Annotated in this window: 14 protein-coding genes; 13 read left to right on the forward strand and 1 reads right to left on the reverse strand. The window is 72.0% G+C overall.

Annotated features, from left to right (window positions below; all coding sequences use genetic code 11):
• Positions 1 to 8: 8 nt before the first annotated feature.
• From OHU89_RS40985 to OHU89_RS41005, 5 genes are all read left to right on the forward strand, one after another.
• The gene (locus OHU89_RS40985; RefSeq protein WP_405654871.1) at positions 9 to 2,117 is read left to right on the forward strand and encodes a sensor histidine kinase; all 2,109 of its coding nucleotides are present in this window, start codon (positions 9 to 11) and stop codon (positions 2,115 to 2,117) included.
• Between the two features lie 68 nt (positions 2,118 to 2,185).
• Complete coding sequence (locus OHU89_RS40990; RefSeq protein ID WP_405650182.1) at positions 2,186 to 2,620, forward strand: roadblock/LC7 domain-containing protein; 435 nt, start codon at positions 2,186 to 2,188, stop codon at positions 2,618 to 2,620.
• Between the two features lie 2 nt (positions 2,621 to 2,622).
• A complete protein-coding gene (locus OHU89_RS40995; RefSeq protein ID WP_046257444.1) occupies positions 2,623 to 2,994 on the forward strand; it encodes a DUF742 domain-containing protein in 372 nt (123 codons plus the stop codon).
• On the forward strand, positions 2,972 to 3,571 hold the full coding sequence (locus tag OHU89_RS41000; protein ID WP_266885475.1) for an ATP/GTP-binding protein: 600 nt from the start codon (positions 2,972 to 2,974) through the stop codon (positions 3,569 to 3,571). The genes OHU89_RS40995 and OHU89_RS41000 overlap by 23 nt, the downstream gene beginning before the upstream one ends.
• A 61-nt stretch (positions 3,572 to 3,632) precedes the next feature.
• Positions 3,633 to 4,211 (forward strand): GAF domain-containing protein, encoded by a 579-nt coding sequence (locus tag OHU89_RS41005; RefSeq protein WP_405650184.1) that lies wholly within the window; start codon positions 3,633 to 3,635, stop codon positions 4,209 to 4,211.
• 21 nt (positions 4,212 to 4,232) lie between these two features.
• Here the strand turns inward: OHU89_RS41005 and OHU89_RS41010 are convergent, their stop codons facing one another.
• Positions 4,233 to 4,838: a GPP34 family phosphoprotein gene (locus OHU89_RS41010; protein ID WP_405650186.1), complete on the reverse strand. Its 606-nt coding sequence runs from the start codon at positions 4,836 to 4,838 to the stop codon at positions 4,233 to 4,235.
• Positions 4,839 to 5,084: 246 nt separating this feature from the next.
• Between OHU89_RS41010 and tdh the strand changes: the two genes are divergently transcribed.
• The 8 genes from tdh (at position 5,085) to OHU89_RS41050 (ending at position 12,615) form a co-directional block, all read left to right on the forward strand.
• Entirely contained in the window at positions 5,085 to 6,113 is a 1,029-nt protein-coding gene (gene tdh / locus OHU89_RS41015; RefSeq protein ID WP_405650187.1) for an L-threonine 3-dehydrogenase, read from the forward strand.
• Positions 6,114 to 6,140: 27 nt separating this feature from the next.
• Positions 6,141 to 7,334 carry a glycine C-acetyltransferase gene (locus tag OHU89_RS41020; RefSeq protein WP_405650188.1) on the forward strand — a complete coding sequence of 398 codons (1,194 nt, stop codon included), beginning with the start codon at positions 6,141 to 6,143 and terminating at the stop codon, positions 7,332 to 7,334.
• Positions 7,335 to 7,371: 37 nt separating this feature from the next.
• Positions 7,372 to 8,274 carry a LysR family transcriptional regulator gene (locus OHU89_RS41025; protein ID WP_405650189.1) on the forward strand — a complete coding sequence of 301 codons (903 nt, stop codon included), beginning with the start codon at positions 7,372 to 7,374 and terminating at the stop codon, positions 8,272 to 8,274.
• Positions 8,275 to 8,310: 36 nt separating this feature from the next.
• Positions 8,311 to 9,684 (forward strand): B12-binding domain-containing radical SAM protein, encoded by a 1,374-nt coding sequence (locus tag OHU89_RS41030; RefSeq protein WP_405650190.1) that lies wholly within the window; start codon positions 8,311 to 8,313, stop codon positions 9,682 to 9,684.
• A gap of 48 nt (positions 9,685 to 9,732) precedes the next feature.
• The gene (locus tag OHU89_RS41035; RefSeq protein WP_405650192.1) at positions 9,733 to 10,320 is read left to right on the forward strand and encodes a helix-turn-helix domain-containing protein; all 588 of its coding nucleotides are present in this window, start codon (positions 9,733 to 9,735) and stop codon (positions 10,318 to 10,320) included.
• Positions 10,317 to 10,850, forward strand: a complete 534-nt coding sequence (locus tag OHU89_RS41040; RefSeq protein WP_405650194.1) for a GNAT family N-acetyltransferase — start codon at positions 10,317 to 10,319, stop codon at positions 10,848 to 10,850. Before OHU89_RS41035 ends, OHU89_RS41040 begins: the two co-directional genes overlap by 4 nt.
• A gap of 30 nt (positions 10,851 to 10,880) precedes the next feature.
• Complete coding sequence (locus OHU89_RS41045) at positions 10,881 to 11,240, forward strand: MmcQ/YjbR family DNA-binding protein (protein WP_361543131.1); 360 nt, start codon at positions 10,881 to 10,883, stop codon at positions 11,238 to 11,240.
• Between the two features lie 82 nt (positions 11,241 to 11,322).
• The gene (locus OHU89_RS41050; RefSeq protein WP_405650195.1) at positions 11,323 to 12,615 is read left to right on the forward strand and encodes an MFS transporter; all 1,293 of its coding nucleotides are present in this window, start codon (positions 11,323 to 11,325) and stop codon (positions 12,613 to 12,615) included.
• The last annotated feature ends 68 nt before the right edge of the window (positions 12,616 to 12,683 follow it).

Below are 12,683 nucleotides of genomic sequence, written 5' to 3' on the forward strand. Positions count from 1 at the left end.
GGACACCGATGGCTCAGCTCCGCGCACCGGCGACACGCGCAGACCGCCGCGAAGGAGGCCGGCACGGAAGGCCGGTCGCCCGGCCCGCACCCGCGCTGCCCGAGACGCACATACGGCCACAGCTGCTGCGGCTCGCCGTGCTGCCGCCCATCGCGGTCGCCCTCAGCGGCTCGGCAGCCGTCCTCTTCACGGTCCGTTCCACCGGCGCACAACCCGGTCTCACCCTGTGGGGTGTACTCGCCGGCGCCTTCTCGGTCGCCCTCGCGGGCATTCTCATCGCCGCCGTGGCCGCCGACCGCGCCGCCAGGGCGGTCAGCGACCGCATCGGCGCCCTGCGCCGCACCAGCGCGCGCGGCGAGGCCGATCTGCGGGCCCTCGTCGAGGCGCTGCGCCGCGGCGACGGACCGCCCCAGCGCAAGCCGCGCGGCGGTCCCCCCGAGGACGCCGACGACTTCGAACTGCTCGCCGCCGATCTGGCCCGCGCCCACGACGGCGCCGTCACCGCGGTGGTCCACGCGTCCCAACTCTCCAGCCAGGCGGGCAGCGAGCAGAAACTCGAGGTCTTCCTCAACCTCGCCCGACGCCTCCAGTCACTGGTGCACCGCGAGATCTCCATCCTCGACGAGCTGGAGAACGAGATCGAGGACCCCGACCTGCTCAAGGGCCTCTTCCACGTCGACCACCTCGCCACCCGCATCCGGCGGCACGCCGAGAACCTCGCCGTGCTCGGCGGCGCCGTCTCCCGCCGGCAGTGGAGCCACCCCGTCTCCATGACCGAGGTGCTGCGCTCCGCCATCGCCGAGGTCGAGCAGTACTCCCGGGTCAAGCTCGTGCCGCCCATCGACGGAACCCTGCGCGGGCACGCCGTCGCCGACGTCATCCACCTGCTCGCCGAACTGGTCGAGAACGCGACGGTGTTCTCCGCGCCGCACACCCAGGTCCTGCTGCGGGCCAACCTCGTCACCTCCGGGCTCGCCATCGAGGTCGAGGACCGCGGGCTGGGTATGCCCGTCGGCGAGCAGAACAAGATGAACGCCCTGCTCGCCGACCCCGACCAGGTCAACGTGGGCAGCCTGCTGGCGGACGGCCGCATCGGCCTGTTCGTGGTCTCGCAGCTCGCCCGGCGGCACGGCATCAACGTGCGGCTCCAGACCAACATCTACGGCGGAGTACAGGCCGTACTCGTCGTACCGCAAGGGCTGTTGGGCGGGGACCCGGACGCCCCGGGTGCCATGCCGCGGTCACCGGGCGGGACCGGAGCGCCGGATCCGGGCGTGCCGGCTCCGCCCGTGCCGCCGCAGAGTGCGACGGACAGAACGGGGATCTCCGTACCGCCGCAGCAGTATCCGTACACCGGAGCCGGAGCCGGAGCCGGAGCCGGTGTTGACGGCGGTGTCGGCGCCGTCGCCGAAACCGGGCCGCAGCGCGTCGTACCCTTCGCGCCCCGCCGGCAGCCGGACGCCCCGCGAGCCGCCGCCCCGGCGCCCGACACCGGCGCCGCGGTACCGCTGCCCGTGCGCGGCAACCACCGGGAGCGGCCCACCCCGGCGGAGGCCATCCCCGGCATCCGCCCCGACGACCGGCACCGCGTCGCCGACCGCACCGTCGGGCCGCCCACCCCGCGCACCGGCGCCGTGCGCGGCACCATGGGCAAGCCCCAACTGCCCCGCCGCCGCGCCCAGGAACACATCGCACCCCAGCTGCGCGACGGCCCGGCGGCACCGCGTCCCGAGACGGACCACCTCGCCGGTCACGACCCGGGTCTCATGGCGGCCTTCCAGCGCGGCATCGGCCTCGCCGAGGCGCAGCAGCACCTGGAGGCCGAGCACGCGGGGGCGCCCCACCCGGACGCGGGCCACCTCGAGGCCCCGCACATGGAGGCCGTGCGCTTCGACACGGACCGGACGGGGTCCATGTACCCCGGCGTACCGCACCCCGCCCCGGCCCCCCTGGACCTCACGCACCCGGACACCCCCCACCGGGACGCGTCGCCCCAGGACGTCCCCGCCATGGACCCGGGCCGGATAGCCGAGGTGCGCGGCGCGCACGACGGCGGGTCCGCGGCCCGCCCCGACCACACCCCCACCCGGCACGACGGGAGCGCAACAGCCGGATGACCACCCCCGTTTCCACCCCACCCCCCAGCGCTCCCGCAGACCTTCGTACCTCAAGGAGTCGATCCACCATGGCGAGCGAAGCGCCGACCGGCCATGTATCCGATCTCGACTGGCTGATGAGCGGCCTCGTGCAGCGTGTGCCGCACACCACCAGCGCGGTGCTCCTGTCCTGCGACGGGCTCGTGAAGTCGGTCCACGGTCTCGACACCGACAGCGCCGACCACATGGCCGCCCTGGCCTCCGGCCTGTACTCCCTCGGCCGCAGCGCCGGAGTCCGCTTCGGGGACGGCGGAGACGTCCGCCAGGTGGTCGTCGAACTGGACTCGACCCTGCTGTTCGTGACCACCGCGGGCTCCGGCACCTGTCTCGCGGTGCTCGCAGGGCGCGACGCCGACGCCGCCGTCCTCGGCTACGAGATGGCGATGCTGGTCAAGAGCGTGCGCCCCTATCTGGTGACCGCACCCCGGCAGCACGCAGGCGAACCGACGGCGATGAGGCCTTGAGCGTGGCGGCGGCCGGTGACGGGCCCTGGCTCGACGACGCGGCCGGACGCCTGGTGCGCCCCTTCACGGTCAGCAACGGCCGCACCAGGCCCACCATCGCGCTCGACCTGCTGTCACAGGTGATGGTCACCGGAGCCACCCCCCTCGGGTATCTCGGCCTCGAACACACCCAGGCACTCGACCTGTGCCGTGCGCCCGTCTCGGTCGCCGAGGTCGCCGCCCATCTGAAGCTGCCGGCGGTCGTCACCAAGGTGCTGCTGTCGGACCTCGTCGACTGCGGGGCGCTCACCACCAAGCCCCCCGAGTTCACCCACAACCCGACTGACCGGGCCCTTCTGGAGGCAGTGCTCGATGGACTACGACGACAGCTCTGACCCCTTCCCCACCGCACTCAAGATCCTGGTGGCGGGAGGGTTCGGAGTAGGCAAGACGACCTTCGTGGGCGCGGTCAGCGAGATCGCGCCGCTCAGCACCGAGGAACTGCTCACCACGGTCAGCGCCGCGACCGACAACCTCGAAGGGGTCGAGAACAAGGTCGAGACGACCGTGGCCATGGACTTCGGCCGTATCACCCTCGATCCGGAACATGTGCTGTACCTCTTCGGCACGCCCGGGCAGGAGCGGTTCTGGTTCATGTGGGACGAACTCTCCGAGGGTGCGCTCGGCGCGGTCATCCTCGCCGACACCCGCAGGCTGGAGGACTGCTTCGCCGCCGTCGACTTCTTCGAACAACGCGGTCTCGGCTTCATCGTCGCGATCAACGAGTTCGACGGCTCCTACCGCTACGACCCCGAGGAGGTCCGCGCCGCCATCGACCTGGCCCCGGAGATCCCCATCGTCCGCTGCGACGCCCGGATCTCCAGCTCCGGCGTCCAGACCCTGCTGACCCTCGTACGGCACCTCATCGCCCACGCTCCGGCACCCGCGCCGAGCCACGGCGCCCACATGTGATCCCCGCACCCGACGCCACGGAGCCGCATATGACCCACACCCACAGCGACGGAAGCCGCCCATGAGCTACGACCCGGTGCGCCCCGCCGGTCGTCTGCTGCTCACCCCCGAGGACAAGGAGGCGCCCGCCCGGGCCGCCCGACTGCACGGGCTGGGTCTGGGCGAGCGCCCGGAACCGGCCCTCGACGCCTTCGCGGACCGGCTCGCCGAGCTGACCGGGGCGCCGTACGCGATGGTCAACTTCATCGACGAGAAGCGGCAGTTCTTCGCCGGCCTGCACACCCCGGACGCCCGGCCGGTGGTGGTGCACGCCGAGGAGACCAAGCCGGAGCTCGGCCGTCATCTGGAGCGCGACCACGGCTTCTGCCCGCATGTGGTCGTCCGCCGCAAGGCCCTGGTCCTGGAGGACGTCTGCGACTACCCGCGGTTCGCCGGCAACCCGGTCGTCGACGAGTTCGGCATCCGCTCCTATCTGGGCGCACCCCTCATCGACAGAACCGGGATGGTCCTCGGCACGGTGTGTGTCGTCGACGTGGAGCCGCGGCCCTGGGGGAGGCCCGGCCTGGAGACCATCAAGTCGTCGGCGGCCGAACTCGTCGCGAGACTGGAGCGGATGGAGGCGGACGGCCTCCCGCTCTGAAGCCCTCGCCGAGCCGTGGGCTCAGACCCCACCCCGCCAGATGTTGTCGAACGCGGAGTTCTCTATCGCCCGCCGCTGCCGCACCGCCTCCAGCTCCATCACCGCGTCCCCGACGGCGGCCAGCACGCTCGTGACCACGTCGTCGGTGACCTCGAGGGCCTCGGCCGGCTCCTCCCGGATTCCGGCAGCGGCCACCAGGGCCGTGAAGGCCGGGTCGCCGGACGCGAGGCGGGTCTCGGCGCGAGTCCGCTCGGGCGAGTCGACCAACGTAGTCCGTTCGCTCCGCGGCGGAATCACCCGGCCACTCGGCCGGGCCGCCAGACCTTCCCGCTCCATGGCGGAGTGGTACGCGGAGGACAGCCCGTCGCCCCGGCGCCACAGCCAGTCCCCGACCGACTCGTACGGCTCGTCCCGTATGAGCGTGGCGGCGGCCTCGTCCAGCAGCGGGTCGCCCGAGACGTGCGGCGCACCGGGCACGATCCGGTCATCGTCCACCTGGAGCGCACCGGCCTCGACGAGGTCCAGCAGCTCGGAGCCCGCGAGCGCGAGCGACACATCGCCCTGCTCCACCGGAGCCTCGGGCGCCGCGTTCAGAGCGAGCAGAGCGAGATCACGTGCGGTGTTCATGTGCGGCTCCCGGTCGGTCCAGTGCGTCCTCGGGGATTCCAACGGGCATTCCGGGTCCGGTGTTCCCCACGGAAGGGTTCACCGGTGGCAGGGCGTGAAGCGGAGCTGCGGCGCGGGTTAAGAAAACCTCGATGGACCCGGGGCGGTGCCGTACGGCAGATTGCTACGCGATCCCACCCCTCTCCCCGGACGCGGGCTTCTTCGGTATGCCCGGGCACGGGGATCGCACCCACAGGAGCCGTAGCGTTGAAGGCGCTGGTCAAGGAGAAGGCGGAGCCCGGGCTGTGGCTCGCGGACGTCCCGGAGCCCGCCGTCGGACCCGGCGACGTACTGATCAAAGTGCTGCGCACCGGCATCTGCGGCACCGATCTGCACATCCGGTCCTGGGACGGCTGGGCGCAGCAGGCGATCCGTACACCGCTGGTGCTCGGGCACGAGTTCGTCGGTGAGGTCGTCGAGACCGGGCGGGACGTCGCCGACATCGCCGTCGGCGACCGGGTCAGCGGCGAGGGCCACCTGGTGTGCGGGAAGTGCCGCAACTGTCTCGCCGGGCGCCGTCATCTGTGCCGGGCCACGGTCGGGCTCGGCGTCGGACGGGACGGCGCGTTCGCGGAGTACGTCGCCCTGCCCGCCGCCAACGTCTGGGTGCACCGCGTCCCCGTCGACCTCGACGTCGCCGCGATCTTCGACCCGTTCGGGAACGCCGTGCACACCGCGCTGTCCTTCCCGCTGGTCGGCGAGGACGTCATCATCACGGGCGCCGGTCCGATCGGGCTGATGGCCGCCGCGGTCGCCCGGCACGCGGGTGCCCGCAACGTCGTCGTCACCGACGTCAGCGAGGAACGGCTGGAGCTGGCCCGCAAGATCGGCGTGAGCCTGGCACTCAATGTGGCGCAGGGTCGGATCGCCGACGGTCAGCGGGAGTTGGGGCTGCGCGAGGGCTTCGACATCGGCCTGGAGATGTCCGGCCGGCCCGAGGCGCTGCGTGACATGATCGCCAACATGACGCACGGCGGCCGGATCGCCATGCTCGGCCTGCCGTCGCAGGAATTCCCGGTCGACTGGGCACGGATCGTCACCTCGATGATCACCATCAAGGGCATCTACGGCCGTGAGATGTTCGAGACCTGGTACGCGATGTCGGTGCTCCTGGAGGGCGGTCTCGACCTCGCCCCCGTGATCACCGGCCGGTACGGCTACCGCGACTTCGAGGCGGCGTTCGCCGACGCGGAGAGCGGCCGCGGCGGCAAGGTCATCCTCGACTGGACTGCGTAAGTCACCTGCTTTTCTAGGAGCTTTGAGATGTTCGACTCCGTGCGCGACGACCTGCGCGCCACCCTCGACGAGATCCGCGCCGCCGGTCTGCACAAGCCCGAGCGCGTCATCGGCACCCCGCAGTCCAGGACCGTCGCCGTCACCGCGGGCGGCCGCCCCGGCGAGGTCCTCAACTTCTGCGCCAACAACTACCTCGGTCTCGCCGACCACCCCGAGGTGGTCGCCGCCGCCCACGAGGCCCTCGACCGCTGGGGCTACGGCATGGCGTCGGTGCGCTTCATCTGCGGGACGCAGGAGGTGCACAAGGAGCTGGAGGCACGTCTCTCGGCGTTCCTCGGCCAGGAGGACACGATCCTCTACTCGTCCTGCTTCGACGCCAACGGCGGTGTCTTCGAGACGCTCCTGGGCCCCGAGGACGCGGTGATCTCCGACGCCCTCAACCACGCCTCGATCATCGACGGCATCCGCCTGTCCAAGGCCCGCCGTTTCCGCTACGCCAACCGTGACATGGCCGACCTGGAAGCCCAGTTGAAGGACGCGTCCGACGCGCGCCGCCGGCTGATCGTCACCGACGGCGTGTTCTCGATGGACGGCTATGTGGCGCCGCTGCGCGAGATCTGCGATCTCGCCGACCGCTACGACGCCATGGTCATGGTCGACGACTCCCATGCCGTCGGCTTCGTCGGTCCCGGCGGCCGCGGCACTCCCGAGCTGCACGGGGTGATGGACCGCGTGGACATCATCACCGGCACGCTGGGCAAGGCGCTCGGCGGGGCGTCCGGCGGCTATGTGGCGGCCCGTGCGGAGATCGTCGCCCTGCTGCGCCAGCGCTCCCGCCCGTACCTCTTCTCGAACACCCTCGCGCCGGTGATCGCCGCCGCCTCGCTGAAGGTGCTCGACCTCCTGGAGGCGGCGGACGACCTGCGCGTCCGGCTCGCCGAGAACACCGCGCTGTTCCGCCGCCGTATGACCGAGGAAGGCTTCGACATCCTGCCCGGTGACCACGCCATCGCGCCCGTCATGATCGGGGACGCGGGCAAGGCGGGACGCCTGGCGGAGCTGCTGCTGGAGCGCGGCGTGTACGTGATCGGCTTCTCGTACCCGGTCGTCCCCCAGGGCCAGGCGCGTATCCGCGTCCAGCTGTCGGCCGCCCACTCCACGGACGACGTCGACCGGGCCGTCGACGCCTTCGTCGCGGCGCGGGCGGAGCTGGAGGGCTGAGCCGGAGCACACGGGTGCATTTGAGACAATCGATCTCATGATCGAAGCGCGGCGGCTCCACATCCTCCGTGCGGTGGCCGACCACCGCACGGTGACGGCGGCTGCCGCCGCGCTGTATCTCACCCCCTCGGCGGTCTCCCAGCAGCTCACGGCGCTGGAGCAGGAGACCGGGCGCCGCCTGGTCGAGCGCGGTGCGAAGGGCGTACGGCTCACTCCGGCCGGCGAGATCCTGCTCAGGCACGCCAACGCCGTCCTCGCCCAGCTGGAGCGGGCGGAGGCCGAGCTGGCCGCGTACGACACGGGGCAGGCCGGCACGGTCACCGTCGCCTCGTTCGCGACCGGGATCGCCCTGGTCGTCGCCCCCGCGGTGGCCCGTCTCGCCCACACCGCGCCCGGCATCCGTATCCGCGTCCAGGACGCCGAGGGCGACGCCAGTCTGCCGATGGTGCTGGACCGCCAGGTCGACGTCGCCGTTGCGGTGGAGTACCGCGGGGCGCCGCCCGCCGACGACCCCCGGCTGTCCCATGTCCCGCTGTACGCCGAGCCCTTCGACGCGGTCGTCCCCGTACGCCATCGGCTGGCCGACGTGAGCGAGGTGCCGCTGGCGGAGCTGGCCAAGGACCCGTGGATCGGCCCCTACCCGGGCAACCCCTGTCACGACGTGGTGGTCCTGGCCTGCGAGAGCGCCGGGTTCCAGCCCCGCCTGGAGCACTCCTCGGACGACTTCCGGGCCGTCGTCGCCCTGGCCTCGGCCGACGCGGGTGTGGCGCTCGTACCGCGGTCCGCGCTGATCGGCATGGATCTGACCGGCGTGGTCGTACGGCCCGTCGACGGCGTCGCGCCCACCCGCCGGGTCTTCGCGGCCGTACGGCGTGGAGCGGAGGAGCACCCGCTGATCCGCCCGGTGCTCGAAGCGCTCGGAGAGGCGTCCCAGCCGTAGGGAACCGGCCACCGGCCGAAAGCAGTCTGGGCTGTCATGCGTGTGACGATGATCCTCCCGGCCCTGACCGAGGCGACCAGCCCGCTGTTCCGGCCCATCAAGTACTCGCTGTTCCCGCCCCTGGGCCTGGCGACCCTGGCCGGCTATCTGGACCCCGACGACGAGGTCACCCTCCACGACGAACACGTGGAGCGGATCGATCTCGAGGCACTCGGCACCCCCGACCTCCTGGTCGTCCAGCCGTACATCACCTCGGCCCGACGCAGCTACGAGATAGCCGACCACTTCCGGGCCCGGGGCGTGCATGTCGCCATGGGCGGTCTGCATGTCACCTCGCTCCCCGACGAGGCGGCGGCCCACGCCGACACGATCTTCACCGGCCCCGGTGAGGACACCTGGCCCTTGTTCCTGAAGGACTTCCGCGACGGAGTCCCCGCCCGCCGCTACGACTCGGCTCAGCGCACGCTGGCCGGACTGCCGCCCATCCGACGCGACCTGATCAAGCGTCACCTCTACCTCGTCCCCAACTCGATCGTGGTGTCGCGCGGTTGCCCCCACCACTGCGACTTCTGCTACAAGGACGCTTTCTTCGAGGGCGGCAAGTCCTTCTACACCCAGACCGTCGACGACGCCCTCGCCGAGATCGACCGGCTGCCCGGCCGCCATCTCTACTTCCTCGACGACCATCTGCTGGGCAACCGGCGCTTCGCGGAAGCCCTGTTCGACGGCATGAAGGGCATGGGGCGGCTGTGGCAGGCGGCGGGCACGGTCAACTCCGTACTGAAGCCTGACCTGTTGGAGAAGGCCGTGGAGGCGGGTCTGCGCAGCCTCTTCGTCGGCTTCGAGACCGTCAACGACGCCAACCTCGCCGAGCGCCGCAAGAACCAGAACATCGGCGCCGACTACGCGGCCGCGGTGCGGCGCCTGCACGACGCCGGAGTGATGGTCAACGCCAGTTTCGTGTTCGGGCTCGACCAGGACGGCCCGGACGTCTTCGACCGCACCGTCGCATGGGCGGTCGAGCAGGGCATCGAGACCGCGACCTTCCACATCATGACGCCCTATCCGTCGACGGGACTGTGGAAGCAGATGGAGTCCGAGGACCGGATCGTCCACCGCGACTGGGACCTGTACGACACCCGGCATGTCGTCTACCGGCCCAAGGGGATGACGCCACGTCAGCTGGAGGACGGCTACTGGCGCGCGTACCGCGACTTCTATCGCTGGTCCAACATCTGGCGCGGCTCGGCGGCCCAGCCGGGCCGTCCTGAGCGGCTGCGGCACCTCGCCTACTCGGGCGGCTGGAAGAAGTTCGAGCCCGCGTGGGACCTGCTGATCCGCTCGCAGCGGGTGGTGCGGGCGATGCCGGCGCTGGAGCGGACGCTGGCGGCGTTCGGCGGGCGGGAGTGAGAGGGGTCACGAAGACCGTCGTCCCGTATTCGGGATAGAATCCCGAATATGAAACAGGATGTCGTCGTCGCGACCGGGCCCGACCCCGTCGACGCGCGGCTCGGCGCCCGCCTCGCCGAGCTGCGGGCCGAACGCGGCTGGTCGCTGGGGGAGTTGGCGGAACGCAGCGGAGTGAGCAGGTCGACCCTGTCGCGGGCCGAGCGGGCGGAGATCAGCCCCACCGCCTCGCTGCTGAACCGGCTGTGCGGGGTGTACGGGCGGACCATGTCCCAGCTGCTCAGCGAGGTCGAGGCCGAGCCCGCGCTGCTGGTGCGGGCCGCCGAGCAGCCGGTGTGGGAGGACAGGGCCTCCGGGTTCCTGCGGCGGTCCGTGTCCCCGCCGCACACCGGGCTGCGCGGCGAACTCGTAGAGGGGCGCCTCGCCGCGGGTGCCGACATCGCCTACGACCGGCCGCCCGTCCCCGGCCTGGAACAGCACATCTGGGTACTGGAGGGGGCGCTCGACGTGACCGCTCAGGACGTCGAGCACCACCTCGGCACCGGTGACTGCCTGCGACTGCGGGTGTGGGGGCCGACGCGGTTCCGGTGCGCGGGGTCCGAGGCGGTGCGCTACGTCCTGGCGGTGGTACTGCCGTGAGCGTGACCCGCCTGGACGAGAGTGAGGTCCTGGACCGGCTGGACGCGTTGGCCGGTCTGATGGTCGACACCGTGGACGGGGGCGCCTCGATCGGCTTCCTCGGACCCCTCGACCACGCCGAGGCCACCGCCTGGTGGAAGGAGCGGGCCGCCGGTGTGGCCGCCGGGTCGCTCGCGATCTGGGCGGCCCACGACGGCGAGCAGGTGGTCGGCACGGTCAGCCTGGCCTTTCCCGACAAACCCAACAGCCGTCACCGCGCCGAACTGGTGAAGCTGATGGTGCACCGGGACGCCCGGGGCCACGGCCTCGGCCGCAGACTCCTGACGACCGCCGAGGAGGCCGCCGCCGCGGCCGGCGTCACCCTCCTCCACCTGGACACCGAGACCGACAGCCCGGCGGAGCACCTCTACACGACGGCCGGCTGGACTCGGGCCGGCGTGATCCCGGACTACGCGGCCGACCCGGCCGGGGTGCTGCGGCCCACCACGCTCTACTTCAAGCAACTGGGAACAGCCGCTCCCACCAGGTGACTGTCAGTGCGAGCCGCTACGGTGCCTGCCATGCCGGATGCCGAAGACGTACGCCGTATCGCCCTGTCCCTGCCGGACACCTCGGAGAAGATCGCCTGGAGCATGCCCACGTTCCGGGTCGCGGGCAAGATGTTCGCCACGCTGCCCGAGGAGGAGACGTCCCTCGCGGTGCGCTGCCCCAAGGAGGAGCGGAACGAGCTGGTGCTGGCCGAGCCGGAGAAGTTCTGGATCGCCGAGCACGAGGCACAGTTCGCCTGGGTGCGGGCCCGGCTCGCCGCGCTGGAGGACGAGGACGAACTGCGGGACATCCTGGCCGACTCCTGGCGCCAGGCCGCCCCGCCCCGACTCCTCGACGACCACCCCGAGTTGGGCAGACCGGCCGCGGACTGAAATTCCCTCGGACGCCGTCGGCCCCCGTGGCATGATCCGGAGCCGTGAGAGCCGGGGCGGACCTGCCGGGAGGGCGTGAGAGGTGACCGGGACGTCGTCGCACGCCGAGCGCGTCGCCGGTGACCAGGGGAGAAAGCCGGCGAGTCCCACTGTCTGGTCGCGGGACTTCGCCCTGTTCTTCGGCGCGCGGGCCGTCGCCGGACTCGGCGACACCATGCTGCCCGTCGCCCTCGCCGCAGGTCTGCTCCAGCACGGGTACGGGGCGGGCGCGGTCGGCCTCGCCATGGCCGCCACGGCGGCCGCCTTCGCCGGTTTCGTCGTCTTCGGCGGGGTCATGGCGGACCGCTTCGACACCCGCAGGCTGATGATCGGCGCCGACCTGGTCCGCGTGGGCACCCAGGCCCTGGCCGCCACGCTCTTCTTCTCCGGGCATGTGGTGCTCTGGCAGATCTGCGCCATCGGATTCACCAACGGCGTGGCCGGCGCCCTGTTCCAGCCCGGCGTCGCGAGCACGGTGCGCCGCCTCGCCACCGACGTCCAGGGCGCGAACGGCGCGATACGCGTCGCCGAGGCCTGCGCCCAGCTCGCCGGTCCCGCCTTCGCCGGTGTGCTCGTCGGCTTCGCCTCGCCCGGCGGCGTCTTCGCGACCCACGCCACCACCTACGCCGTGAGCGCCCTGTGCCTCCTCCTGCTCCGCCTGCCCCCGCGCGCCCCCGACGACGGCCGGCCCCCGCACACCACCAGCACCTTCGGGGCCGATCTGGTCGAGGGCTGGCGGGAGTTCAGATCCCGCACCTGGCTCTGGGGCGTGATCGCCATCTGGGGCCTCTACATGATCGCCGTCTCGGGCCCGACCGTCCCGCTGGTCGCCACGGAGGTGGTCCAGGAGCACGGCCCCCGCGCCTACGGCCTGGTGAACTCCGCCCTCGGTGCCGGCACGGTGATCGGCGGACTCCTCGCGCTGCGACTGCGCCCCCGCCGGATGCTCCGTGCCGGGGCGATCGCCCTGGTCGGCTTCGGAGCCTTCCCGGCGAGCGTCGGTGCCGGCCTCGGTGTACCGGCCATGGCGGCCGGCGCCGCGGTCGCCGGGGTGGGCATGGCCTTCTGGAGCGTGATGTGGTCGACCAGCGTCCAGACCCAGGTCCCGGCCGACGCCCTCAACCGCATCCACGCCTACGACGTGGCGGGCTCCCTCGCCCTGATGCCCGTCGGCCAGGCCCTCGCGGGCCCCTCCGCCGCGGTCCTCGGCGCCGACCACGTGCTCCTCGTCGCCGGTGCGACCAGCCTCGTCGTCTGCGCCGCCCTGCTCTCGGTCCCCGCCATACGTGACCTCGTGCGCGCCGACGCCCGCCCCCGGACCGTCGGCCCCGAATAAACGGGTGCGCGACCACCGACTTGAGTGCGGTATTGTTTCCCTGCACGTTCGGCCGGGCGAAAGCCCAG

Origin of the sequence: Streptomyces sp. NBC_00019 (genome assembly GCF_045041015.1) — a bacterium.
Classification (GTDB): Bacteria; Actinomycetota; Actinomycetes; order Streptomycetales; family Streptomycetaceae; genus Streptomyces.